The sequence below is a fragment of the Bradyrhizobium sp. MI1.4 genome (genome assembly GCF_055811315.1).
Genome location: NZ_JBVVPP010000014.1, coordinates 91,806 through 116,215, shown reverse-complemented (window position 1 = coordinate 116,215; position 24,410 = coordinate 91,806). Strand labels below are relative to the sequence as shown.

General features: G+C 64.6%; 27 protein-coding genes and 1 pseudogene. 13 read left to right on the top strand and 15 right to left on the bottom strand.

Going from position 1 to position 24,410, the window contains the following annotated elements:
* Positions 1-301: 301 nt before the first annotated feature.
* Genes AC0L23_RS18410 through AC0L23_RS18395 form a run of 4 tightly spaced genes read right to left on the bottom strand, consistent with a single transcriptional unit; the run spans position 302 to position 4,037 of the window.
* Positions 302-619 (bottom strand): response regulator transcription factor, encoded by a 318-nt coding sequence (locus tag AC0L23_RS18410; protein ID WP_473296514.1) that lies wholly within the window; start codon positions 617-619, stop codon positions 302-304.
* A 48-nt stretch (positions 620-667) separates the two neighbouring features.
* On the bottom strand, positions 668-1,891 hold the full coding sequence (locus AC0L23_RS18405; protein ID WP_085384476.1) for an ABC transporter permease: 1,224 nt from the start codon (positions 1,889-1,891) through the stop codon (positions 668-670).
* Positions 1,888-2,613, bottom strand: a complete 726-nt coding sequence (locus tag AC0L23_RS18400; protein WP_085351324.1) for an ABC transporter ATP-binding protein — start codon at positions 2,611-2,613, stop codon at positions 1,888-1,890. Before AC0L23_RS18400 ends, AC0L23_RS18405 begins: the two co-directional genes overlap by 4 nt.
* Positions 2,610-4,037: an efflux RND transporter periplasmic adaptor subunit gene (locus AC0L23_RS18395; RefSeq protein ID WP_473357183.1), complete on the bottom strand. Its 1,428-nt coding sequence runs from the start codon at positions 4,035-4,037 to the stop codon at positions 2,610-2,612. The genes AC0L23_RS18400 and AC0L23_RS18395 overlap by 4 nt, the downstream gene beginning before the upstream one ends.
* Positions 4,038-4,679: 642 nt before the next feature.
* On the opposite strand from AC0L23_RS18395, the gene AC0L23_RS18390 reads away from it, so the two are divergent.
* From AC0L23_RS18390 to AC0L23_RS18365, 6 genes are all read left to right on the top strand, one after another.
* On the top strand, positions 4,680-5,339 hold the full coding sequence (locus AC0L23_RS18390; RefSeq protein ID WP_018455266.1) for a response regulator transcription factor: 660 nt from the start codon (positions 4,680-4,682) through the stop codon (positions 5,337-5,339).
* 165 nt (positions 5,340-5,504) lie between these two features.
* A complete protein-coding gene (locus AC0L23_RS18385; RefSeq protein WP_018455265.1) occupies positions 5,505-5,906 on the top strand; it encodes a hypothetical protein in 402 nt (133 codons plus the stop codon).
* Between the two features lie 119 nt (positions 5,907-6,025).
* Entirely contained in the window at positions 6,026-6,418 is a 393-nt protein-coding gene (locus tag AC0L23_RS18380) for a curlin (RefSeq protein ID WP_085351327.1), read from the top strand.
* Between the two features lie 32 nt (positions 6,419-6,450).
* Positions 6,451-6,828, top strand: a complete 378-nt coding sequence (locus AC0L23_RS18375) for a curlin (RefSeq protein WP_018455263.1) — start codon at positions 6,451-6,453, stop codon at positions 6,826-6,828.
* Positions 6,829-6,911: 83 nt separating this feature from the next.
* Positions 6,912-7,325 (top strand): curlin, encoded by a 414-nt coding sequence (locus tag AC0L23_RS18370; protein ID WP_274535547.1) that lies wholly within the window; start codon positions 6,912-6,914, stop codon positions 7,323-7,325.
* Positions 7,326-7,344: 19 nt separating this feature from the next.
* Positions 7,345-7,635: a hypothetical protein gene (locus AC0L23_RS18365; RefSeq protein ID WP_026232912.1), complete on the top strand. Its 291-nt coding sequence runs from the start codon at positions 7,345-7,347 to the stop codon at positions 7,633-7,635.
* Between the two features lie 52 nt (positions 7,636-7,687).
* On the opposite strand, the gene AC0L23_RS18360 is transcribed toward AC0L23_RS18365, so the two are convergent.
* Positions 7,688-7,972 (bottom strand): hypothetical protein, encoded by a 285-nt coding sequence (locus tag AC0L23_RS18360; protein ID WP_018455258.1) that lies wholly within the window; start codon positions 7,970-7,972, stop codon positions 7,688-7,690.
* A gap of 282 nt (positions 7,973-8,254) precedes the next feature.
* Here AC0L23_RS18360 and AC0L23_RS18355 point away from each other — a divergent pair, with 282 nt between their 5' ends.
* Positions 8,255-8,695 carry a hypothetical protein gene (locus AC0L23_RS18355; protein ID WP_026232911.1) on the top strand — a complete coding sequence of 147 codons (441 nt, stop codon included), beginning with the start codon at positions 8,255-8,257 and terminating at the stop codon, positions 8,693-8,695.
* Positions 8,696-8,713: 18 nt separating this feature from the next.
* Here the strand turns inward: AC0L23_RS18355 and AC0L23_RS18350 are convergent, their stop codons facing one another.
* Positions 8,714-9,556 (bottom strand): GNAT family N-acetyltransferase, encoded by an 843-nt coding sequence (locus AC0L23_RS18350; protein ID WP_085351329.1) that lies wholly within the window; start codon positions 9,554-9,556, stop codon positions 8,714-8,716.
* Positions 9,557-9,678: 122 nt separating this feature from the next.
* Here AC0L23_RS18350 and AC0L23_RS18345 point away from each other — a divergent pair.
* Both AC0L23_RS18345 and AC0L23_RS18340 read left to right on the top strand, forming a co-directional pair.
* Positions 9,679-10,385, top strand: a pseudogene (locus tag AC0L23_RS18345) (SDR family oxidoreductase).
* 266 nt (positions 10,386-10,651) lie between these two features.
* The gene (locus tag AC0L23_RS18340) at positions 10,652-11,473 is read left to right on the top strand and encodes an outer membrane protein (RefSeq protein WP_085351330.1); all 822 of its coding nucleotides are present in this window, start codon (positions 10,652-10,654) and stop codon (positions 11,471-11,473) included.
* Positions 11,474-11,542: 69 nt separating this feature from the next.
* Here the strand turns inward: AC0L23_RS18340 and AC0L23_RS18335 are convergent, their stop codons facing one another.
* Positions 11,543-12,598 carry a serine hydrolase gene (locus AC0L23_RS18335; RefSeq protein ID WP_162496375.1) on the bottom strand — a complete coding sequence of 352 codons (1,056 nt, stop codon included), beginning with the start codon at positions 12,596-12,598 and terminating at the stop codon, positions 11,543-11,545.
* 371 nt (positions 12,599-12,969) lie between these two features.
* Between AC0L23_RS18335 and AC0L23_RS18330 the strand changes: the two genes are divergently transcribed.
* Entirely contained in the window at positions 12,970-13,374 is a 405-nt protein-coding gene (locus tag AC0L23_RS18330) for an ArsR/SmtB family transcription factor (protein ID WP_094183458.1), read from the top strand.
* Between the two features lie 2 nt (positions 13,375-13,376).
* A complete protein-coding gene (locus AC0L23_RS18325) occupies positions 13,377-13,868 on the top strand; it encodes an SRPBCC family protein (protein ID WP_018455251.1) in 492 nt (163 codons plus the stop codon).
* Positions 13,869-13,984: 116 nt separating this feature from the next.
* Here AC0L23_RS18325 and AC0L23_RS18320 read toward each other — a convergent pair whose 3' ends face one another.
* From AC0L23_RS18320 to AC0L23_RS18310, 3 genes are read right to left on the bottom strand one after another with little or no spacing between them, the layout of a single operon-like run.
* Positions 13,985-15,205, bottom strand: a complete 1,221-nt coding sequence (locus tag AC0L23_RS18320; protein ID WP_162496376.1) for an ABC transporter substrate-binding protein — start codon at positions 15,203-15,205, stop codon at positions 13,985-13,987.
* Positions 15,206-15,227: 22 nt separating this feature from the next.
* Positions 15,228-16,202: a Bug family tripartite tricarboxylate transporter substrate binding protein gene (locus AC0L23_RS18315; protein WP_085351334.1), complete on the bottom strand. Its 975-nt coding sequence runs from the start codon at positions 16,200-16,202 to the stop codon at positions 15,228-15,230.
* Positions 16,203-16,238: 36 nt separating this feature from the next.
* A complete protein-coding gene (locus AC0L23_RS18310) occupies positions 16,239-17,117 on the bottom strand; it encodes an IclR family transcriptional regulator (RefSeq protein WP_085351335.1) in 879 nt (292 codons plus the stop codon).
* A 210-nt stretch (positions 17,118-17,327) separates the two neighbouring features.
* Between AC0L23_RS18310 and AC0L23_RS18305 the strand changes: the two genes are divergently transcribed.
* Positions 17,328-18,170, top strand: coding sequence for a hypothetical protein (locus tag AC0L23_RS18305; RefSeq protein WP_018455247.1), 843 nt, complete (start codon positions 17,328-17,330; stop codon positions 18,168-18,170).
* Positions 18,171-18,174: 4 nt separating this feature from the next.
* On the opposite strand, the gene AC0L23_RS18300 is transcribed toward AC0L23_RS18305, so the two are convergent.
* Positions 18,175-18,837: a response regulator gene (locus AC0L23_RS18300; RefSeq protein WP_018455246.1), complete on the bottom strand. Its 663-nt coding sequence runs from the start codon at positions 18,835-18,837 to the stop codon at positions 18,175-18,177.
* Positions 18,834-20,219, bottom strand: coding sequence for a HAMP domain-containing sensor histidine kinase (locus tag AC0L23_RS18295; RefSeq protein ID WP_018455245.1), 1,386 nt, complete (start codon positions 20,217-20,219; stop codon positions 18,834-18,836). Before AC0L23_RS18295 ends, AC0L23_RS18300 begins: the two co-directional genes overlap by 4 nt.
* Positions 20,220-20,409: 190 nt before the next feature.
* On the opposite strand from AC0L23_RS18295, the gene AC0L23_RS18290 reads away from it, so the two are divergent.
* Positions 20,410-21,282, top strand: coding sequence for a DUF3280 domain-containing protein (locus tag AC0L23_RS18290; protein ID WP_085351337.1), 873 nt, complete (start codon positions 20,410-20,412; stop codon positions 21,280-21,282).
* Between the two features lie 13 nt (positions 21,283-21,295).
* Here the strand turns inward: AC0L23_RS18290 and AC0L23_RS18285 are convergent, their stop codons facing one another.
* From AC0L23_RS18285 to AC0L23_RS18275, 3 genes are read right to left on the bottom strand one after another with little or no spacing between them, the layout of a single operon-like run.
* Positions 21,296-22,327 carry an L-idonate 5-dehydrogenase gene (locus tag AC0L23_RS18285; RefSeq protein ID WP_085351338.1) on the bottom strand — a complete coding sequence of 344 codons (1,032 nt, stop codon included), beginning with the start codon at positions 22,325-22,327 and terminating at the stop codon, positions 21,296-21,298.
* A gap of 26 nt (positions 22,328-22,353) precedes the next feature.
* Positions 22,354-23,121, bottom strand: coding sequence for an SDR family oxidoreductase (locus AC0L23_RS18280; RefSeq protein ID WP_018455242.1), 768 nt, complete (start codon positions 23,119-23,121; stop codon positions 22,354-22,356).
* Between the two features lie 11 nt (positions 23,122-23,132).
* Complete coding sequence (locus tag AC0L23_RS18275; RefSeq protein WP_085351339.1) at positions 23,133-24,332, bottom strand: mandelate racemase/muconate lactonizing enzyme family protein; 1,200 nt, start codon at positions 24,330-24,332, stop codon at positions 23,133-23,135.
* Between the last annotated feature and the right edge of the window lie 78 nt (positions 24,333-24,410).

The following is a 24,410-nucleotide window of genomic DNA, read 5'->3' as shown; positions in this document are numbered from 1 at the left end:
GCACAGACCCCGGGCGTCAGGACCACACGATTTTGCCGTACGCCGATCGCACCGGTCGTGTGCGCGACGCCTTCGCTCACGGTTAGCCGCCCTGCGAAGCCTTCGCGCCGATGTGACTAACGTCCACCGCCGTCCGGCCCGCGTTCGTGACGATCGCGATACGCCCCTCTTCCTTGGGCCGGGTTGAGAAATTCTTAACAAAAATCCGAATTCTAATAAAGAGAAATATTTTGTCGCCGTTGCGTTGACCCCGGACTTGGGTGTTTCGCCCGAAATGACGCAAGGGATTGTGGCCGAGCGGTCAATCCGGTGCCGTCGGCACCGGCGTATTCTGAGCGACCGCCTTGACCGGCGCGGCCGTCGTGGAATTGCGGCCGCCATTGGCCAGGTTGCGGCGAAGCGATGGCGGCGCCGCCTGCAGGGCAAAGATGATCGCGATCTGGGTCCGGTTCTGAAGGCGGTATTTGCGCATGATGTTGCCGATATGCGCCCGCACCGTGTTCTCCGAGATCTTGAGCTCGTACGCGATGTTCTTGTTCTGCATTCCGCGGGCGATCAGCGTCATCAGGTCCCGCTCGCGTGGCGTTGGTGTGATCGAATATTTCGGATCCGGACTCATAACTGCTCCTCCGTGGCCATTGGTCGATGCGAACACTCCAGCATATTCTCACTCCGTCTTGAGTGCCTCGATCGGGCTGAGCTTGGATGCCTTGTGGGCGGGATAAAAGCCGAAGATCAGGCCGGTCGCGATCGAGAAGGCGAGGGCAAGGCCGATCGCCTGACCGTCGATCGAGGTGATCCATCCTGCCATGCGAGCGACCGTCATCGAGAGCGTGACGCCGGCACCGACGCCGATCGCGCCGCCGAGCAGGCAGAGCACGAGGGCCTCGCAGAGAAACTGAAGACGGATGTCCCGCATCCGCCCGCCAAGCGCGCGGCGGATTCCGATCTCGCGTGTGCGCTCGGTGACCGAAACGATCATGACATTCATGATGCTGATGCCGCCAACGAGCAGCGAGACCGAGGCGATAGCGACGAGCAGGAGCGCGACGGTGCGGATCGCTCCCTGCTGCGCTTCCATGGCGGCGGCCGGATCCTGGACCTTGAAGTCGTCCTCCTGCCCAGCGGGAATACGGTGGCGCTGCCGCAGCAGGTTTTCGATCTCCGTTCGCGCCCCCGCCATCTGTCCGTCGGCGGCCACCTTGGCGATAATATAGGCGACCGAATCCCGGTTGATGTTGCTTGCGCTGCCGAGGAAGCGCAGCTTGGCCGTGGTGAGCGGCACGAAGGCGACGTCGTCCTGCGCCGGTCCCTTGCGATCGAGAACGCCGACCACTTCGAGCGGCACCTTCATGATCCTGATCTGTGCGCCGATCGGGTCCTCGCCGGGCGCGAACAGCTCATGCGCGACCGTGCTGCCGAGGATCACGACCTTGCCGGCGCCTGCCTCCTCGCTACCGGAAAAATAGCGCCCGCTCGCAAGCTGCCAGTCGCGCACCATGAAGTGCCCGGTCGTCGTCCCGTTGATGGTCGTGTTCCAGTTCTTGCTCTCGTGAATGACCTGGGCCGTTCCTGCAATCGAGCCGGCCGCGGCCTGGATCTCGGGGATCTGCTCGAGGATCGCCTGCACGTCGCTCTCGGTCATGGTCAGCTTGCTGCCATCCTTGAGACGCACGCCGCCCTGGTAGACCGCGCCGGGGTTGATCATCAGCACGTTGGCGCCGATTGACCGGATCTGCTCCTGCAGGCGAAGCTGCGCGCCGGATCCGATCGCAAACACCGTCACGATCGAGGCGACGCCGATCACGATGCCGAGCATGGTGAGGATGCTGCGCAACGGATTCAGGCGCAAGGCGTGCAAAGCGATCTGAAAGCCCTGGAGCATGGTCATGGCGCAGCGTTCCGTTTCGGCAGGATCGGGACCAGCGTTTCGTCCGCGACGAGCTCGCCGTCGTGCAGGCGGATCGTGCGCCGGCACTGGGTCGCGATGCCGGGGTCATGCGTGATCATCACGATGGTCTGGCCGGTCCGGTTCAGCGCGGCGAACAGGGCCAGTATCTCGGCGCCGGTACGGCTATCGAGCGCGCCAGTCGGCTCGTCGGCGAGCACGATCAGCGGGGAGGCGATCAGGGCGCGCGCGATCGCGACGCGCTGCTGCTCACCGCCCGAAAGCTGTCGCGGGAAGTGGTGGGCCCGGTGCACCATGCCGACGGCCTCCAGGCTCTGCTCGGCGCGGGCCAGACGCTCCTTGCGGCTGATGCCGCAATAGACCAGCGGCAGCGCGACGTTCTCAATCGCATTGTGGCGAGCGAGCAGATTGTAGGACTGGAACACGAAGCCGATGCTGCGGGCGCGCAGGGACGACCGGTGGTTTTCCGAGAGATCGGCGACGTCGGCTCCCTCGAGATAGAGCGCGCCCTCGCTCGGCAGGTCGAGCAGCCCGATCATGTTCATCAGCGTCGATTTTCCGGAGCCCGAGGGTCCCATCACGGCGACGATCTCGCCTCGTTCGATGTCGAAGCTGACATTGCGCACCGCAGTCACCGCTACTCCGTCGGCGCGATAGGTCCTGGAGACCGACTGCAGGCTGATGAGGGGCGGGAGGGCCGTCATGATCCGAACCTGATGCCGAGAAAGTCCATGCCCGCCGGCCGGATGGCCTGACCCACGGCGACCTGGCTGCCCTCGACGAGGTCTCCGCTCCTGAGTGCGACCTGTTCGGTGCCGGACGCGCCGACAGTCACGGGAATACGCCGGAGCGAGCCGCTTGCGGTGCGTGCCCACACGGCGCTGCGCGCCGCGGCGTCCGGCCGCGTGCCGGAGGGCTGGAAGCGCAACGCGGCAAGCGGCACTTTCAGCACGTCGTCCTGCCGCTCGATCACGATTTTCACCAGCGCCGTCATGCCGGGCAGCAACGCGCCGTCGAGATTGGAGGTGGCCAGGACGACGGTGTAGGTCACGACGTGCTGCTGGTTCTGCGGTGCCTTGCGCACCTGCCGCACCACCGCCTCGAAGCGACGGTCCGGGTAGGCATCCACCGTGAAATGCGCGCGCTGGTCGGGGGCGATGCGCCCGATATCGGCTTCGTCGACCTGCGCGTGGATTTCCATGTCCTCCAGTCGATGCGCGACCACAAACGTGGTGCGCGATTCCAGTCCGACCGCGAGGGTCTGGCCCTCGTTGACGAACCTGCCGACGACGACGCCATCGATGGGCGAGCGGATCACGGTGCGGTCGAGATCGGCCTGGGCCGCAGCGAGAACGGCCGCCTTTTCCGGCACGGCCATGCGTGCCTGCTGCAATTCAGCCTCGATCCGGCGGACGTCGGCCTGCGCCCCATCCACCGCATAGGAGTTGAGGGACATCAGAACCTCGGCCTCGCGTTCCTGGGCCAGACGTGCGGTGAACTCCGTCTGCGCGTCGTCGACCGTCGTCGTGGCCACCACGTTTTGCGACTGGAGCGCTTGCTTCCGCTGCAAGGTCTTTTGCGCCGAGCTCTTGACCGCCTGGGCGCTCTCGAGCTTGGCAGCGAGCACGTCCCGGCTACCCCTTGCGTTTTGCAGATCGATCCTGGTGCGATCGAGCTTGGCCCGTGCGACGTCGACCAGAGAATTGGCAACGGCCAGAGAGGCCCGGGCTTCGTCGACCTTGGCCGCAAAGCTGCGCGGATCGATCAGGGCGAGCGGCTGATCCTTGCTGACCGTGTCGTTGAAATCGACATAGACCCGGGCGAGCTGCCCGGACAGCTGGGAACCCACCTCGATCGTCTTGACCGGCTGCAGGGCTCCGGTGACGGTGATGGTCTGCTCGATGCTGCCGCGCTGGATTGAGGCAAAGCGGAATACGGGGGCGTCCGATCCGAAGCTCCGTGCTTCCAGCCCCACGGGTCTGAGCAGCCGTTGGCTCGATGCGTAGGCGAGGGCCGCCTTCTGCGCCGCGGCCCCGGCCGCGTCGGTGATGACGGCCGGCCCCGCGGCGTAGACCGCGGCGAGGCCACATGCAGTTCCGAGCAAAGCAATAACTGGCACAAATCGCATATCAAAAACCCGCCTCTTGAAATGGCATCGTTGGCGGCAAAGGCAAAGATCGCGCTATGGTTGTAAACCCGCTATGGTTGTAAATCTTGAAAAACGCAGGCGATCGTCAGTGTGTCGCCGCTGCCGGGGCGACGGTCGGGTGCGCTTGATGATCCAGAAGTAAAGTCCGCGGGTGCTATTTTTCACGACTTGCCCGAAATGCATACGGAGCGTATCGATATGACGCGCGCGGTATCGAACTCGACAAGCTGACTGAACGTCTCGTCTGCTCTGGCCGAAGCGGCCAGCGCCCGGCGTTCAAGTCGGCACGTGGGTGGCGACGCCATGACGCACTCGGCGATGCCGAAGTTCCCACGCCAGATCGTCGCGTTTCCGGTCGTCGCATTCCCAATCGCAGCATTGCCGATTTCGCGCCTCGCCATGATGCCGCAGGTCGCGAGGGCGCATCCCCGCAATCACGAAACCCGATGTGTGAACACCTTCACTCGTATTGAACGGGTGTTGGGCCTAAGACGTCGAAGCGGCGGATCGGAGCGACTCGCTCGATCCCCGCGAATTCATCCAAGCACCTTGATCTCGCTTGCAAGAAGAATGGATGGCTCGTTGCTTGTTCATCGAGCCCCAATCCGGGAGCGCGTTTCCATGAGTTCAGGCCAAGCCACAGTTTATGTCATTGACGACGAGATCCAGATTCGAACCGCGATAGGAAGTCTCTGTGAGGAGACCGGGCATCAGGTGAAATTGTTTGCGTCGACCGACGAGTTTCTCGGGGAGACTATTTCCGGCGGGCCTTCATGCCTTGTGCTCGACGTCCGCTTTCCCGGCACGGCGCCGACCGGCCTCGAGCTTCAGCGCCGGCTCGCCGAGACGGGCGTGCTTATCCCGATCGTCTTCATCAGCGGCCATTCCGACGTCCGCGTCTCGGTCGAGGCCATGAAGCGCGGCGCAGTCGAGTTTCTTCCAAAACCCTTTCGCGAACAGGAGATCCTCGACGCGATCAGGCACGGCATCGAGCGCGACCGCAGGCGGCTCGAACGCGAAGATAGCGTGCGCGAAGCGCGCCAGCGCGTCGAGACGCTGACGGCGAGGGAGCGGGAGATCATGCTGTTGATGGCCGAAGGTCTCGTCGCCAAGCAGATCGCGGCGAGGCTCGGGGTGAGCGAAGTGACGGCCAAGGTCCATCGCACCAGGATGATGCGAAAGCTGGAGCTTCGCTCGCCGATCGAGGTGGTGCGGTTGGTCGACAGCATGGGACGCGAAGAAGAGACGACACGAACCGGCACGGGACAACCGTACAGCTAGTGCCGCAGGCACCAAGGCGCCGCGCAACGTCTAGTCCGTACCGATTAGCATGAACTGCAGTCTGTCGCACGCAGCACGATCGGTTCAAAGTCGGTCCTGCGATGTCGGCCTCCTCCAAGACGGCATCCGAACCCAGTCAGAGATCTTAGCCAGAAAGGATATTCCATGCGCAAATTGTTTTTTGCTTCCGTTGCCGTGCTCGCCCTCTCCTCCGCCGCGCAGGCCGCCAACACTGCGACCACGGTGCAAGTGGGCGTCGTGAATGGTTCCAGCGTCTCGCAGCAGGGCCTCACCAACGACAGCTCGTCAACCAGCCAGCTCGGCATCATCAACAGCGCGACCACGATGCAGGGCACCAGCGCGGCCTCCCTCAACAACGGCAGCACGGTCAACCAGGTCGGCGTGCAGAACTCGGCGACGACCGGCCAGGTGGCGTTCGGCAACAACGGCAGCGCGATTACCCAGAACTCGTTCGGGCCTGCCGCGCTTCAGAACAACGCCGCCGCCGTCGGACAACTCAGCGTGTTCGGCGTCAACAGCAGCACCGTCTCGCAGACGGCGCACTAAGCCAGCCCCGTTTGGCCGGACGCGTCATCTGCGGCGCGTCCGCGCCATCCTTGAAAGCACCGCCTCGGGCGGGACGACTCGGTGAGAGCTTGTCCGCCGACTTTCGCGGAGGAAATGTCATGCATCAAAAATATCTCGTTGCCACGATCGTCGCGTTCGGCTTGCTGACCGCTGTCGATGCCCAGGCCGGCAACTCGGCCACCGTGCTGCAATTCGGCACCACCAACAACTCCTTCATCTCGCAGAGTGGCGGCACCAACAACAGCGCCACCACGATGCAGTTCGGCGCCACCAATACTGCGACCACCCTGCAGACGGGCTCGCTCCTGACCGTCAACACCTCAGTGATCGGGCAGGGCGGCACCACCGCGACGGCGTCCAACACCGCGTTACTCGGCCAGGCCGGTGGCTCCAATTCGAGCCTGATCGGCCAGATCGGCGCGAACAACGCGGCGGCCGTCGGACAGCTCGGAATCCTGAACGGCTCGGCGATTTTGCAGCAGACTCCTTGATCGCAAATCCATTTTCAGTCGCGAGGCATGTCATGAGACATTTTTCCGGCGCCGCCTGCGGCGCGTTTCTCACCTTGTGTTGCATAGGCGCCGGATCGGCCGGTGCCCAGACCGCCGACATCAAGACCATCGTGTCGCTCGGCGGCCCGCCGGTCGTGCTGAACCAGAACAGTCAACTCAACATGGCCGGCGTGTTCATGATAGGCGGCAGCACCAGCGCGACTGTCACTCAAAACGGCACGAACAACGCGACCGGAATCCTGCAATTCGGCGGGACGACGTCGGCATCGGTCGGGCAGGCGGGCGTGAACAATGTCGCGTTTGTCGGCCAGGCCGGCCAGTCGACCAGCAGTTTCCTGTCCCAGTTCGGTGCGTTCAACTCGGCGACTGTTGTCCAGAATAGCCATTGAGTTTGGCGCGACCTCAGCGTCGTCAGAAATGCAATGGGGGCAAGGCAATGATATGCGGTAGACTGCTCCTGGCATTGGCGGCATTGCTCGCCGCCGTCAGCGTCGCGTCCGAGGCATCCGCCGGATCCGTCCAGCGCGGCGTGACGAACCGCAACGTGAGCATCGAAACGATCGTGCAATTCGGCAACGACGTCCAGCCGGTCACGATCGAGGAGAACAGCAGCATCAATATTGCGCGTGTCATCCAGATCGGTGGCACGGGAACGGTCGATGCGACGATCATCCAGAACGGCACGCGAAATTATGTCGATGTGATCCAGGTGGGTGGCACCACCAATTTGGCGATCGGTCAGTCGGGCGTGAGCAACATCGCCGATATCACTCAGGTCGGCAATTCCACCAATGCCCTCCTGCTCCAGATCGGCGATATGAACACGGGAACGGTGCGACAATTCGGGCGCTTCAACTGGCTGTCGATATTTCAGTTCAGCCGGTGATCAGAAGGTGAGGTGCAACATGAGGTTCATCGTACTTGCAGCAGGAATGAGCATCATGACGGCGATGACAGCCGGGCCGGCCGGAGCTGGCGAGTCAGGTGACGGCCATACCACAATGGTTCAGGACGAGAATGGCACATCCGTCATCACCCAGAGCGGCGATCCGGCGCAGGCTGAGGTCAAGATCGAGAAGGAGCCTGGGCGCACGATGGTCTATCGTCGCAGCGGCGGCAACACCGCCATTGTGACGCAGAGCACCGGAAATCCACAGGACATGCTGGACTGGCTACGCAAGCAGCAGGGCCGCTGACGCACGAAGGCCCATCGTCCGTGATGGACGATGGGCTCATCGTGAGCGGGCGTTACCAGCTGCGATAGACGCCGGTCAGGGTGCCGTTGTTGTTGCCCTCCGGGCCGACATCGCCCTGCGTCGAGCTCGGCGCGGGATGGTTGGTGCCGTTGAGCGCACTGTAAGGTCCGGCCACATCAGGATAGTACGCGCGTGGCTGAACCGGTTGGTAAGCGGGGGCGGTGCGATCCCAACCCGCGCGGGATCCGTTCCAATCATAGCCCTGGGCCGAGGCGGCCGTCGTGCCCGCGACGAGGGAAGCCGTGATCAGGCAGAGGAGTTTCGATTTGTTCTGCATTGGAGATGCTCCTTGCTGGTGTCGGGAGCCAACGACCGCAGTGCGGGAGCGTTCCGGGTGTTGTCGGCCGAAGCGATCAACTCCGATCAACTGGTTATGAAGTCCGTTTCCCGGGAACACGAGCGACATCAGCCGGAATCCCGGGCGTCTTGCCGCAGCTTGTTCCCTGTTCATCCCGTGCCTTAACCAATAATTAATTATACGTTTGCGGGTGGGCGACAGCCCGGCCTAGCGTGCGGTGGGGAGCCGCTATTCGCGAAGCCAAACGAGTTGGTGCGTATCATGATGTCGAGATCATTTGGGGCGTTGCTCGCCTCGCTCAGCGCAGCCGCGCTGCTCCTTGCCCCCAGCGTCGGTTTTGCCAGGCCCGGTGGCACCGTCGCGCATGCCGCCACGCCTTCCGGTCCGGCGGCGCGTCCGCCGATTGCGCCGGGCGCCAGGTTCCGTGGCCGCAACACGCCCTGGGTCTACTGGCCGGGCGGCGGCGGGTTCTACTATGACAATGCTGGCTACGGCCAGCCTTTCGCCGAGACCGCCCAACCCGTCTCCAGCGACGTGCGCTACACCTATACGTACGACGTTCCCTGGGACTGGACGCATCGCTTCCCGCCCAACGTGGTGCCGTCAGACCGGCCCTACGTGCCGAGCTGTCCGACGGAGCAGGTCACTGTGCCCGGCCGCGGCGGCGGCGAGCACACCGTCAACATCATGCGCTGCTACTGAGCAGCGAGTTCGGCTCAGCTAGCCCAGCTCAAAACTGGTCACGCCGAAGACGCGGTCGGTCCGCAGCGGCGCGATCGGCCCCGTGTACATCCGCGCCGTCTCGAACACCGGCTTCAGCCCGAGTGATTCCACAAGCGCAATCGCCTCGCGATTGACGGCGGGGACGTCGAGGAAGATCTCGCCGCCGTTTGCGCTTTCCAGCAAGGCCTGCACGATCGCTTCCGCCGCCGCGCGGTCGTCGGCGACGAGCGGGCCGATCTTGCGGCCGATCCGGCACGGCCGGATCACGCCCCATGCAGCGAGCTTGCCGTCGCGCAGCAGCGCGCGCCCGACATGTCCTGATGTGCCGATCCAGGCACGCAGGAAGGCACTGCGCGGAGCCGGAAAAACCGTTGCATCGTCGGCTTCAACGAGCGCGAGCGGGATCGTGTCGAGCGCAACGACATCGGCGGGCGGCCTCGATGGCGCGGCGACGAAGCCGCCATAGCGGACATTGGCGTGAGCAAGCTGGAAGCCGGACTTTCTGTAATTGTCCTGCTGTGCCACGACGCCGTCGAGGCCGATCACGCGAGCGCCCGCATGCGCGATCGCCGCGTTCCACATGCGCAGGCCGTGGCCTCTGTCGCGAAAACCCGATCGCACGATGTAGAAGCCGAGAAACGCGAAGCGATCGTCGTAGTTGACGCAGGAGACGGTCGCGACCGGCTCGCCGTCGATCTCGCCGACGAAGAAGCCCTTCGCGTCCGGGATCGCGAAACAGGCGGCGTCGGAGAGGCCCGGATTCCAGCCCTCGGCCGCGGCCCAGTCGACGGCGATGGCGATCTCCTCGGGGCGCAAATTGCGGATCTCCAAATCGCTCATCTTTCAAGTCGCCTTCGACGGTGGACCTTCCGGCCGGTCCGGCGGTAGAAGGCCTCATGATAGGCCGGGCCCACGGCTCGCCTCCACGATATCACAAAGGATGATCGCTCATGGCAGCAGAGATGGCAGCAGAGAAGGTCGCACTCGTGACCGCCGGCGGCAGCGGCATGGGGGCAGGGGCTGCGCGCCGGCTCGCAGCCGACGGCTTTCGCATCGCCATCCTGTCTTCTTCCGGCAAGGGCGAGGCGCTGGCAGCCGAGCTCGGTGGGTTAGGGATCACCGGTTCCAACAAGTCGAACGACGATCTGAAGCGGCTTGTGGACGGGGCGCTTGCCCGATGGGGACGCATCGACGTGCTCGTCAACAGCGCGGGCCATGGGCCCCCCGGGCGGCGATCACCGAGATCACCGACGAGCAGTGGCACACCGGCCTCGACACCTATCTGCTCAACGTGATCCGTCCGACCCGGCTGGTGATGCCGATCATGCAGACGCAGAAGGGCGGCGCCATCATCAACATCTCGACCGCCTGGGCGTTCGAGCCGAGCGCGATGTTTCCGACCTCTGCGGTGTTCCGCGCTGGCCTCGCCGCCTTCACGAAGATCTTCACCGACACCCATGCCGCCGACAACATCCGGATGAACAATGTGCTGCCGGGCTGGATCGACAGCCTGCCGCAGCTGGATGCACGCCGCGACAGCGTGCCGATGCGGCGCTACGGCAAGGTCGAGGAGATCGCCGCGACGATCTCGTTCCTGGCGTCCGATGGCGCGGCCTATATCACGGGACAGAACATCCGCGTCGACGGCGGACTGACGCGTTCGGTCTGAGACGCGGAGCGTCGGATCGCGCGCGGGTTGTCGCGATGCGACAGTGGTGTGCGTCGCGCGTCACGGAGGAGGGATGACGCGTGGCCCTCCAGTCACACCCGTCACGCGTTCGCGTGCCGCACGGCTCACGCTACGTCACAGTCCCTATGAACTTCGCCGCAGCCCAAGACGGCGAGGGACCGGCAGCCTATGCCCAATCTGCGCCGGACAACTTCCGCCCGCGCATTCGAAACGCGAGATCAATCGCGCGGGGCAAGGAGACTGGAATGAAGAAGTTTTTGCTGGCGGTTGCCGCGGTTGTTTTGGGCTCCGCATCCGTGCAGGCGGCCGACCTCGCGGCGCACTACACCAAGGCGCCGATGATGGCGACGGCCTACAGCTGGACCGGCTTTTACGTCGGCGGCAATGTCGGCGGGCAATGGGGCAGCGCCGATCCGGCCACCTCGACCGCGTTCGATCCCGCCGGCTATTTCGCGGACACCAGTGTTACCGCGATTGCTGCAGTCGGCGCCCAGCGTGTCAACAGCTCCAGCGTCACCGGCGGTCTTACCGCCGGCTATAACTGGCAACTCAACAACGCCGTGCTCGGCCTGGAAGGCGATATCAACTATTTCGGCTTCAAGGGCAGTGCGACGGGTTCGGCGCTCTATCCGTGCTGCGCACCGACCGGCTTCACCGTGTCGTCGTCGGTCTCGGCCGACTGGCTCGCCACCATCCGCGGCCGCATCGGTTTCCTCGCTGCTCCGACCTGGCTGCTCTACGCCACCGGCGGTGCGGCGATCGCCGAGGTGAAGGGCATTTTCAACTTCGTGGACACGTTCGCTGCGGCGACTGAGTCGGCCGCGTTCCGCGACACACGCTTGGGCTGGACCGCAGGTGTCGGCACCGAATATGCCTTCGGCGGTGGCTGGTCGCTCAAGGCGGAATATCTCTACGTCGACCTCGGACGCAGCACCGTGACCAGCACCAATCTGCTTGGCGGCGCGTTTCCGACCAACGTCTTCACCCACTCGGTCGATCTCAAATCGAACATCGTGCGCGTCGGCGTGAACTATAAGTTCGGCGGACCCGTCGTTGCCAGGTACTGAGCATTCCCGTTCCGACCTGGCGTGGAAAGCCCGGCTTAGCCGGGGCTTTCTGTTTTTCGCTAGGCGGACTCAGTGCGATGCCACCAGATGCGCCAATGCTGGCAGGATCCTGTAGCGCGCGATCTCGTGCGGATATTCGCCCCGATTGGCGAGCAGGACGATCCCGATCCGCTGCGCCGGCACCAGGCCGATATAGCCAGAGGCGTTGTTGAGCCCACCCGGCTTGTCGACGACGGTGACGCCCGGCAGACGCACCGTCTCCCAGGCCATTCCCTGCCCAAACTTGTCGTCGACGCGGAAAATCTCGTGCTGCGTCATCCGCAGGGCCTCGCGCAAGTGAGGCTCGGTCGACCGCCCATCGACGCAGGCCGCAACGAATGCGGCGAGATCCCGCGGCGAAGAAAACATCTGGCCGGTGCCGGGGAAATCAAAATAACTCTGCTGGTTGCCGATGGGGCCGATTGCCATGCCCTGATCCGAGTAGCCCTGGACCGCGAGCTGCATCCAGGCGTCGTCCATGACGGCACGGCTGTCCTCGCCGCGTTCGGGCACGGAGGTCGCATCCATGCCGATCGGCTTGAGGATGTGTTGTTCAAACAGGGTTGCGATCGGAGCGCCGTAACAGCGCTCGAGCACGAGTTGAAGCAGCACGTAGCCGGCGTGGCTGTAGACGCGCTGCTTGCCGGGCGCTTCGCCGGCTTGCGGTCTCCAGCTGTTGAACATGTCGATGAGCTGCGCGCGGGAAAACGTGTCGCTCGGCCACGGCGGATGATCGGTCGGCAGCAGCATGCCTGAGGTGTGCGTGACGAGTTCGCCGACAGTGATGCGGCGAACATAGTCGCCGGTGAGCTCCGGCTGATATTTCGCCAGACGATCGTCGAGCCGCAGTTCGCCGCGGAGGGTGCCGAGCGCAACCAGCGTCGCCTCAAACGGCTTGCGTAGGGAACCGAGGTTGAACAGCGTGTCCGGCGTGACCGGCCTTCGCGTGGCGCTGTCGGCAAAGCCGTAATTGAAGTACTCGACATGGCTGCCGGCATAAAGTGCAGCGGCGAGACCGCCCGGCTGGTCCGGCGTCGCGGTCGGCGTCAGTTCGTTCGCAACGATGTCGCGCATCTGCGCGATCATGTCGGAATCCGCGGCGGCCCCGCGCGGCCATGCAAGCGCAAGGGGAACGAGCGCGGCCCGGGCGAGCGCCCGTCGGGTGAGATACGATGAGGTGACAACAGACGACACGGCTCTGGCGCAAGATTCGATGCGCCCCCAGTCTCTTGTAGTGGGAAGGGCCGATCCTCCCTATTCACGATTGCGCGTGGTGGGTTCCGCGCGAATGGTCCGTTAGCCCGGATGGAGCGAAGCGCAACCCGGAAAGTGCCGCAGCCGAGCGAGCGGCCCCGATTACGCTTCCCTTCATCCAGGCTACCAGTCGGGCAAAATTAACTTAGCTAATTGGCTAACAATTGTTGACGCGAGATCATGGCAGCCCTATAGTTAGCCCCATGGCTAACCAACTATCCCGGCTCGATCAGGTTTTCGCGGCCCTTGCCGATCCCACCCGGCGGGCGATCGTGATGCGGCTCTGCGCCGGCGAGGCGTCGGTCGGCGAACTCGCCGATCCCTTCGCGATGGCGCTGCCGAGCTTCATGAAGCACATCCATGTGCTGGAGACGAGCGGTCTCGTCCTGTCGGAGAAATCCGGCCGCGTGCGCACCTGCCGCCTCAGTCCTGACGCGCTCCTCACTGCGGAGGACTGGTTCCAGCACCAGCGTGCGATCTGGGAGGCGCGGCTCGATCGCTTCGAAACCTATGTAATGAAGCTGAAGAAAGAGCGGGCGGCTGCCAAACGGGCGACCAAGACAAGTAACAAGCCGATCGACAAGACAACCAGACGGAAAGGTTCCTGACGATGACGAATTCTGCCAATCCCGCTCTGTCGCAATGGTCGCTCGACCGTGAGATCGTGATGTCGCGCGTGATCGACGCGCCGCGCGATCTGGTGTTCGAAGCGTGGTCCGACCCGAAGCATCTGCCGCAATGGTTCGGCCCGAAGGGCTTCAAGCTCGAGACCTTCGAGATCGACGTGCGGGTCGGCGGCGTCTGGCGCTTCAACATGATCGGCCCGGACGGCACGGTCTACCCGAACCGCATGCGCTTTCGCCGCATCGAACGGCCGTCGCTGATGGAGATGGATCACGGTACCGACCAGGACGAGGATCCCGGAATGTTCCGTTTCACCGTCACCTTCGCCGAGCAGAGCAACGGCAAGACGGTTCTGATGATGCGGCAGCTGGCGTCGAGCGCGGCGCAGCGCGACGGCATGATCAACTTCGGTGCCGTCGAATACGGCTACCAGACACTCGACAAGCTCGCGGCCTATGTGAGTGGGATGAAGAGGTAGGGCGAGCAGCCACTTCCTCTCTCATGCGGAGGAGGCCGCGGAGCGGCCGCCTCGAAGCACGAGGACCATTGGTGAAGCCTTCTTCAAGGCGCGCGCCCCTCGGGATGAGGGGCGCTTCATTCCTTCGCGTCGTCCGTGACGATGTCGCCGAGTTTCTGCCAGCGCTGGCCGTCGAACTGCACCATCTGGAACTGCTTGTTGACGCGGTAGTCCGTCGGCGTCGTCGTCACCGAGATGCCCGGCAGCGTCAGGTCGAGTGCGATGTTGTTCAGGCTGGCGGCCTGGCGCATCACGTTCTCGCGCGTGAGATCGTCGCCGCATTGCTTCAGCACCTGCACCAGCAGCTGCGCGGTGATATAGCCGTAGACGTTCAGGTTCGAATCCTTGTCGCCCTCCGGGTAGTACTTGGCCATGAAGGCGAGATATCGCTTCATGCCGGGATCGTCCTTCCATTCGGGATCGGCTGAATCCTTGACATAACCGACGCTGACGACGCCCTTGGCGTTGTCGAGTCCGGCAGGTTTCAGCACCGCGCTGACCGAGGAGGCGTTGATGTCGATGATGTGCAGCGGCTTCCAGCCGATCTCGGCCACCTTCTTGATCGCCTGCGCGGCCTGTTTCGGCGTGGTGGCGCTGAACAGCACATCGGCACCGGCATCCTTCAACCGCAGGATCTGCGAGTCGATGGTCGGCTCGGTGATCTCGTAGGACGTCTCGGCGACGATCATCTTCGCTTTGTCACCGAGACCTGCCTTGAAGCCGGCGAGGTAATCCTTGCCGAGATCGTCGTTCTGATAGAGCACGCCGATCCTGGCGTTCGGATGGTTCTTCAGAAGATATTGCGCGTAGATCCGGCCCTCGACGAGGTAGGACGGATTGAAGCCCATGGTCCAGGGGAAGTTCTTCGGATCGGTGAAACGCGCCGCGCCCGTTGCCGCGAAGAGCTGCGGGACCTTCTTGGCGTTGAGATATTTTTGCACGGCGACATTGGGCGCCGTGCCAATGATCTGGAAGGTCAGCAGCACCTCGTCGCTTTCGACAAGCTTGCGGGTCTGCTCAACCGTCTTCGGAGGCGAATAGGCATCGTCATACTGGATCAGATTGACCTTGCGGCCGTTGACGCCGCCCTGGTCGTTGATCATCTTCATGTAGGCGGCCTGGGTCTTGCCGATGACGGCATAGGCCGAGGCCGGCCCGCTGAGCGGGACGGTCTGGCCGACCTTGATCTCGGTGTCGGATGCGCCGGGATCGTATTTCTTCTGGGCCTGTGCCGCCGGGATCGATAGCGCGAGAAGGATCGCGACTGCCGCGACACGTTTGAGAAGTACGTTTTTCATTTCCATTCCCTGTTCGTGACTGTCACTCGCCCTTGAGGCCGGCCTCGCGGATCAGCCCGGTCCACTTTCTTGTTTCGTTGTCGATGAACTGGCCGAATTCGGCCGCGGTGCCCGCGCGCACTTCGAGGCCCTGGGCCGTCAGCTTGTCCTTGATCGCCGGCTCGGCCAGCGCGCGCAAGACTTCGGCCTGCAGCTTGTCGACGATCGCCCGCGGCGTCGTCGAAGGCGCCATGAAGCCGTACCAGCCGGCCGCGGCCACGTTGGGAAAACCCTGCTCGCGCAGGGTCGGCGCCTGCGGGTAAAGCGCGCTGCGTTCGGCCGAGGCGACGCCGAGCACGATGAACTTGCCGCTCTGGATGTAGGGCAGTGCGGTCGGCAGCGCCGTCAGCGTGGCATCGACGCGGCCGGCGAGCAGCTCGGTGTAGGACGCCGCATCGCCACGGAAGGGAATGTTGAGCCCCTTGACACCGGCATCCCTGAACAGGAGTTCGCCGGCAAGATGCGGCTGCGATCCGGCGCCGGGCGAGGCGAAGGTCAGGCCATCCGGCTTCGATTTGCCGTAGGCGATCAATTGGGGGAGCGTCTTGAACGGCGCGTCCGCGCTGATGATCAGGAACAGTGGCGCGATCACAGCCATGGCGACGGGCTGCAGATCCTTGCGCTCATAGGTCAGCTTGCCGAACAGCGCTTCGGCGGTCGCATAGGGGGCCGCGACATAGAGGAGGGTATAGCCGTCGCCCGGCGCATGCGCGACCGTGTCGTTGGCGATGCGCGTGCCGGCGCCCGGCTTGTTCTCGACGATGAATTGCTGGTGCAGGTTGCGGCCGAACTCTTCGGCCAGCAGCCGCAGCGAGATGTCGTTGGAGCCGCCGGGCCCGTAAGGCGAGATCAGCCGCACCATACGCGACGGCCAGGCGTCCTCAGCGCGTGCGGCGAATGGAAGTCCGGATATCGAAAGAGCGAGGGTGCCCAAAAATGTTCGCCGTGTGATGGTCATGGTGGCCTCCCGATGGCGGAGCGCCGATTGTCTTGTTCATCGCCTGGCGCTCTTCTTGTTCTGCTTTTGTGTTTCGGTCGCCGGTGCCGCCCCAATCATGGTGCGGATGCTGTCGGCAAGAGCGGCAATGCGCGGGCCGATCTCGCCCTCCAGCTGGCCGGGCTGGAGCCGGAATGCGGGGATGCCGCAATTGATCGAAAAGGCCTGCTTCGCCTCACGCGCATGAAACAGCGGCGCGGCGACGGCATGGATCGAGGCGATGTACTCGCCGAAGCAGGTGCAGAAGCCGCGGCTGATGCATTGTGCGAGGCCGGCGCGGTATGTCTCGCGGAAGGCCAACCACAGCTCGGTATCCTCGCTTGCAATGCGCTCTTCGAGCAGCGCGGCATCGGCCTGCGGCAAGGTCGCCGCCGCGGCACGGCCCATCGCCGTCATCACCACGGAAATGGGCATGCCGATGTCGGGGACGTGCGGGCCGACGTCGCCGGAGCGCGCAGTCTCGACATAGATCATGGAGGTCGCATCGAGCAGGCCGATCGAGACCGTGCCGCGCACGCTTTGCGCGAGCTCCTGCATCATGGGCCGCGCGACCTGGCGGAACTGCATGTCGGCGAGCAGCGGATGCGCCATGCGAAGGGCGCGCGCGCCGACGCGATATTTGGCGCGTTCGGAATCGTAGCGGAGGTAGCCGAGCTCGGCGAGCGTATGCGTCAGCCGCGCCACCGTTGGACGCGGAATCCCGGTCAGCGTCGACAGCTCCATGTTGCCGAGCTGCGTCGCTCCCGCCTTGAACGCTTCGAGCACCACGAGACCCTTTGCCAGCGTCGTCGCGAACGCGGCGTCGTCGATGCTGTCCGCCAGCACGGCGGCAGCGGACGAGGAGGCGCGGATCGGTTTGGACGCGGTTTTGGCCATCCAGGATTAATGAACCCGGTCGGGGCGGTTGTCCAATAGATTCATAAAATTGTATTTTGTGTCCACTATCCGGACACGCGGCGGCGTTGCCCGTGCGGATAAAATGTGCGCGACGAGCTCCGCCGCACACAGATTCTCGTCGTGATTCCGTGGGTTGTTGTGACAGGATTATTACGACTGAATGTCATATCGATTACAGCGGAGCGATTCATGTTGCAGTGGCAGGCGCGGACAAATCCCCTCGCGTGGTGGTGGGGGTCCCTGACGCTGGTCAGTGCTGCCAACATTCTCGCCTGGTTCATGCTGTACCGCGCGTTCTATCCCACGTCCGCCGGCAGCATCAGTGGCGGCTCCGACATCGGACTGATGTTCCTGCTCTGCGCCGGCTATGTCTTCGGCTGCGCCTTCCGCTCGTTCCTGCCGCGCGCCGACGTGCAGCGCATCTGTCTGTTCGACACCTGGCTCTCCAGCGTCTTCGTCGGCCGCACGGTCGCGACCGTGGCCGAACTGTGCTTCGCGGCGCAATGGGCGGTCATCCTGCATCAACTCGGGACCATGACGGGCGCCGAGACGGTTGTGAACATCGCGTGGGTGATCGTGCCCATCATCATCATCGCGGAGTGCTTCTCCTGGTATGCGGTGGTGACGACAAACTTCCTTTTCAACGCGATCGAGAACTCGCTGTGGGCGGTGACATTCTTCCTCGCGGGCATCGCGCTGTGCCGGCTGATGCCGGAATTCCAGGGGCCGGTGCGCTGGGCGCTGATTGCCGGCATCGTCGGCATCGCCTGCTTCCTGGCCTTCCTCGTCACCGTCGACGTGCCGATGTATCTCAGCCGCTGGCGGGCAGGGTATGAAGAGGGCAACCGGTTGCTCGGCTTCCTCGAAGGCCTGCATGACGTCTCGACGCGCTGGGTCGTGACCCACGACATCGCGCACTGGAAGGGCGAGCTGACCTGGATGTTCCTGTATTTCACCGCCGCCGTGTGGTCGAGCCTTGCGCTTTGTGCGCTCTACGCGATGGAAGGCTATCTCACGCGCTATCTGGCTTGAGCAATCAGGCCTCGCCGAGATCGACCTCCGTCAAGATGCCCTGGCGCAGCGCCAGCCGGACCAGCTCGATGTCGGATCCGACGCCGAGCTTGTCCTTGATCAGGGAATGCAGGTTCGCCACCGTCTTCGGGCTGACATGGAGCGTCTCGGCGATCTCCTCTGTCGTATTCTCGGCGAGCAGCAGCCGCAGCACCTCGAACTCGCGCGGCGTGAGGACGTCGGCGGCAGAGCTTTCCCCAGCCAGCCGGCTCAGCGCGAGCTCATGGTCGATGTCGGGGCTGATCGCAATCTTGCCGGCAAGCACGTCCATCACGGCGCGCACCAGCGTCTCCGGCGGACTGGTCTTCGTGACGTAGCCCCTGGCGCCGGCGCGGATCGCCTGCACGGCAAAGCCGGCATTCTCGTGCATGGTGAAGACGAGGATCCTCGCGCCCTTGTCCCACTGCCTGATGCGCCTGACCGCCTCGATGCCGCCGATGCCGGGCATGCTCAGATCCATGATGACGAGGTCGGGCGCCTCCGATTTGTAGAGACGATAGGCCTCGGCGCCGTCGGCGGCTTCGGCGATGACGCGAAGTCCCGGCTGCTTCTGGAGCACGGAGCGATAGCCCTCGCGGACGACGGAATGGTCGTCGACCAGCAGAATGGTCGCGCCGGCCGCGCTCATGCGGCGTGCTCCAGCGGCGGCCGATCGGCGGCTGCGAGCGGAATGACGACGCGCAGTGCGGAGCCGCCGTTCGGCTTGGCCTCGAAGCTCAATTGGCCGCGCAAGGCCGCGACGCGCTCGCGCATGCCGAGCAGGCCCATTCCGGATTTCGCGACGGGATCGGTCGCGCGTCCGTCATCGTCGATCGCAAGCGCGATCTCGCTCGCCCCCATCGTCAATTCCAGGCTGACCCGCGTGGCGACGGCATGCTTGGCGGCATTGGTGAGCGCCTCCTGCACGATCCGGTAGAGGCTGGCGCTGATCGTGGCCGGCAGGGTCTCGAATGCGCCGTCGAACCGGATCGAGAAGCGCGTCTCGCCGCGGCTGCGCCCGTTCCAGCCCGCGACCAGGCCTTCGAGGCTGGCGACGAGCCCGAGCTCCTCGACATCCGGCGGCCGCAGCCGGAACAGTGTGCCGCGCAACGTCTCCATCATGCCGGTTGCGGTCCGCGCGATGCCGTCGCATTCGCCAAGCAAGGAAGGGCAGTCCTGCGCGGCGGTCTGGCGGGCGGAGGAGGCGAGCGCCCGGATGGCGGCGAGCGACTGGCCGAACTCGTCATGCAGCTCGCGCGCGAGATGGCGGCGCTCCTCGTCCTGGAGCGCGATCAGCTTCCGCGTCAGCTCGCTGCGTTCGGCAAGTGCGGTCTCGAGGCTTTCGGCGAGATGGTTGAAGCCGTCGCGGATCGCGGAGAGCTCGGCAAGGTCGAACGGCGGCAGCCGCGTGGTGAGGTCGTTGGCGGCAATCCGCTCCAGGCCGGTGCGGATCATGCGGGTGGGGCGCAGCGCGCGTGCCAGCGCGGCGTAGACCAGGGCGCAGAGCAGCGGCAGCGCGATCGCCAGCGCCAGCATCAGGCGGCCGGCCTCGTGCCAGGCCTCCGCCGTCTGCACGGCCGGCTCGACCGAGACCACGGCGTCGCCAAGCTTCGCTCCGCGCACGATCACAGGCCGTGCCGCTTCGCGGCCGGGGTCGAACAGGCTGCGATAGAAGGCCGTGAAGGCTTGCGGCGGTGGGTTTGCCGGGGCGGGCGCGCCGCTGCAGAAGCGCTGGAGGATGTCGCCGCTCGTGCCGCGGAATGCCAGGCACAGGCCGGGCGTCATCACATAGGCCGAAACGGGGTCGAGGTTGGGAAAGTCCGAGCGCGGGCTGGCGACCCACTGGATCTTGCCCTGCTGTAGCTCCAGCGTCTTGGCGACGATGGCGGCGATGTCGTCGAGGCGCGCATGCGCCGCGCGGTCGGCCGTAATCAGGAAATAGGCGGAGATAACGGCGAAGCAGGCGGCCGATATCGCGGCCACGCGCAACGTCAGACGGACTTTGAGATCGAACCTCGGGCGGTTCCACATCGGCGGGCACCTGGTGCGAACGGGTTGTCGCGCCCGCATTAAACGGCAGAACGCACCTAGCGCAAAGCCGTCAGGCGTGAGTGCGGTGCACCGTCGTGAAATTTTCCCGGTCATCGCCGGGACCGGCGCTGCTGCGAGCCCTGATTACGCCGTCCAGATTGTGCGCCGCTCCGTCATACGAGGCACATTTATGCACCTGCGCCGGTTGATCCTCTCAGTCTGTCTCCTTGTCGTCCTTCCGGCGGCTTATGCGCTCGGTGCCGAGACTGCCGTCGGCGTCGCCATGGACGATTTCAGTTATACCGATACGTCAGCGGAGCCTGCCAACCAGACCGCCGCCCACGAGCGACGGCTGGCGGCCTTCATGGCCGCGCTCCGGCAAGATATCGGCGGAGACCGGCGCTACCGGCTCGTGCCCTCGGCCCAGGACGGCGCGGCGTTCAAGGTGATCGGCGGCATCCAGAAGACGAGCACACTGGTGCAATGGGCCAAGGTCGCCGTGATCGACGTTGGCGCCAGGAAGGTCGTGATGGACAAGCTCTACACCTTCCGCGGCGACAATGATGAATCATGGGAGCGTGCCGAGATCTTCGTGTCCCGCGAGATCATGGCCGCGCTCGGCGCACCCGCGCCGATCGCGCTGGCGGTGTTCGAATTCGAGCTCGAGGACAAGACCGCGGCGCCGGCCGCCGGTCTCGCGGCCGCAGATGCATCCTATCTGGCCGAAGTGACCGGCAGTGTGCGCGATGCCCTTGGCCAATCCGGCCGCTACCGCCTCGTCGATGTCGGCAGCGCGAACGAGGAGGCGGTAAAGGCACGCGCTTTACGCGACTGCGGCGGCTGCGAAGCGGCGATGGCGCAAGGGCTCGGTGCGGATCAGTCTCTGATCGGGGTGGTGCGGCGGGTCAGCCGCACCGAATACACGCTCGGCTTCCAGGTGCGCGATGCCAGGACCGGCGCGGTGCTGGCACGCGGCGACAGCGGCCTGCGCCTGGGCGCGGACTATTCCTGGAAACGGGGCGCCGTGCGGCTGGTCAGCGACCGGCTGATCGAGAACCAATAGCAGCGCTCATCGATCAGAACGTCAATTGCACCTTCATCGACTGCGAGCGGTCGCTGGCGAGCTCGAACGCTGCGACCGCGTTCTCGAACGGCATGGTCGCCGTGATCAGCGGCTTGACGTCGATCAGGCCTTCGCCCATCAGCCGCACCGCCAGCTCGAATTCGGGATCGAAGCGGAAGGTGCCGCGCAGCTGCAATTCCTTGGCGACGATGGAGTTGATCGGCAGCGTCATTTCGCCGCCCAGGCCGAGCTGCACCAACGTGGCACCCGGCCTGAGCACGTCGAGCGCGGTGCGGAGTGCGGCCTGGTTGCCCGAGGCTTCGAACAGCGTGTCGAACACACCCTTGCCGGTGCGCCACGGATCGAGCGCCGCGGCGTCGGCCGCGACATTGATGGCATGACTGGCCCCGAGCTTCCTGGCGACCGCAAGCGGCGCCTCCGCGACGTCGGTGACCACGATCTCGGCCGCGCCGCCGAAGCGCGAGACCAGGATCATCAGCGCGCCGATCGGGCCGCAGCCGGTGATCAGCACGCGCTTGCCGAGCAGGGGCCCGGCCTGCTTGCCGGCATGCAGGCACACCGCGAGCGGCTCGGCGACCGCGGCTTCCGCCAGCGACAGCTTGTCGGCGATCGCAACGGCCTGCGCCGCATCGACCGTGATGAATTCGCGAAAGCCGCCCTGCACATGGGGAAAGCGCATCGCGCTGCCGAGAAAGCGCATGTCGAGGCACTGGTTGCGCATACCCTCCTGGCAATGCAGGCACCGGCCGCACGGCTTGCTCGGATTGACCGCGACCCGAGTGCCCGGCTTCACGTTCGTGACGCCGTCACCGATGGCCGCGACCACGCCCGCGATCTCGTGCCCCAGCGCCATCGGCTGCTGGATGCGCACGACACCGAAGCCACCGTGATGATAGTAGTGCAGATCGGAGCCGCAGATGCCGCCGTTCGCGATCTTGACGCGGACTTCGCCCGGACCGGGCGCTGCATCTGGATAGCTATCGATCCGCAGATCTTTCGGTGCGTGAATGACGACGGCGTGCATGGTTGGCTCCCTCAGCGTTTCGCGGCTCACATCGCGGCGATCATGCCGCCATCGACATAGATGATCTGGCCGTTGACATAGGTCGAGGCCTCCGACGCCAGGAAGATCGCAACGCCCACCAGCTCGTCCGGTCGGCCCCAGCGCTTGGAGGGAACGCGGCCCATCAGCCAGTTGTTGAAATCAGTGTTGTTGACCAGCGCCTCGTTCATGTCGGTCAGCATATAGCCGGGGCCGATCGCGTTGGCCTGGATGCCGTGCTGGGCCCATTCCACCGCCATCGAGCGGGTCAGGTTCTTGATGCCGCCCTTGGCGGCGGTGTAAGGCGCAATCGTGGGACGCGCGAGCTCGCTGCCGAGCGAGCCGATATTGATGATCTTGCCGTGCTTGCGCGGGATCATGCGCTTGGCCGCTTCGCGGCCGATGACGAAGGCGCTGGTGAGGTTGGTCTCGATCACCTTGCGCCACTCGTCGGTGGTGAACTCCACCAGCGGCTTGCGGTGCTGGATGCCGGCATTGTTGACGAGGATGTCGACCGCGATGCCCTTTTTGTCGAAGTCGTTGAAGGCGGCGACGATCGCAGGCTCGTCGGTGACATTGAACGGGGCGCCTTCCGCCTGATGTCCGGCGGCACGAAACTCGGCGACGGCCTGCTCGACACGCTTGGGATCGACGCCGTTGATGATCAGCTTGGCGCCGGCCTTGGCCATGCCCTCGGCAATGGCGCGGCCGAGGCCGCGGGAGGAGCCGGTCACGAGCGCGGTGCGGCCGGAAAGATCGAAGAGGGCGGTGCTCATCTCAAGAATCCTCAGACGTTGGAACGGCGCACGGTCAGATCGGAGCGGTCGAAGACGGCAGGCAGAAGGTCGACGCCGAGGCCGGGGCCTTCCATTGGATAGACAAAACCATCCTTGATCGTGGGCATGGTGGTCACGAGCTCATTGTACCATCCCTTGTAGAAGGCGCGCACGGATTCCTGGATCAATGTGTTGGGCTGGCTGAACGACATGTGGATGGCAGCGATGAAGCCGATCGGGCCGATGCAGTCGTGCGGTGCGAAGGGCCGGTGATAGGTCTCGGCCATCGCCGCGATCTTGCGGCCCTCGGTGAGGCCGCCGGTCCAGCACAGATCCGCCATCACCACATGCATAGCGTCGCGGTCGAGCATGTCCTTGTAGGGGAAGCGCGAGCCCAGCGTCTCGCTGGCGCAGACCCAGACGTCGGTGCAGCGGGCATATTCGGCCAGCGCCTGCGGCGAGTTCATACGGATCGGGTCTTCGTACCAGGTCGGCTTGTAGGGCTCGAGCGCGCGCGCGATCTGTTTTGCGGTTGGCAGGTTCCACAGCGAGTGAAGCTCGACCATGATCTCCATCTTGTCGCCGACCGTCTTTCGGATCTTCTCGAACGGCTCGATCGCCTGCTTCATCTGCGCGGCGGAGATGTAGAGACCCTTGTTCTCCTGCGCCGCCGGATCGAACGGCCAGATCTTCATCGCGGAGATGCCGCTCTCCAGCAGGTTTTCGGCAAGCGCGTCGGCGCGGTGCATGAAGCCGTCGAGGTCTTCGTAGGGACTTTTGGCAGCGCCAAGATTCCAGTTCGCGACCGGGCTGATATTGGTGGAGCGGACATATTGGGTGCCGGCGCAGGTGTTGTAGATGCGCTGCTTGTCGCGGCAGAGGCCGCCGAGCATCTGGTGGACCGGCTGATTGCAGACCTTGCCGAACAGGTCCCACAGCGCAATGTCGATTGCCGAAGCCGCGCGATATTCGACGCCGGTGGACGACTGCGCCATCGGCAGGTTCAGCATGTCGCGATGGATCGCCTCGATGTGCAGCGGATTGCGGCCGAGCAGGCGGCCGGCAAAGGTGTCGTGGATCTGCGCCTCGACTGCGCCGGCGCCATAAAAGGTTTCACCGAGGCCGATCATGCCCGTGTCGGTGTGGACGCGCACCCAGATGACGTTGGAGAATTCTTCGGTGCGCAGCGTCTCTATCGACGTGATCTTCACGGCAATACTCCTCCCGTCGCAGGCGCGCGCAGCGCCGTCTTGTTGTCATTCCGCACCGCAACATGGTGCGGGCGCATG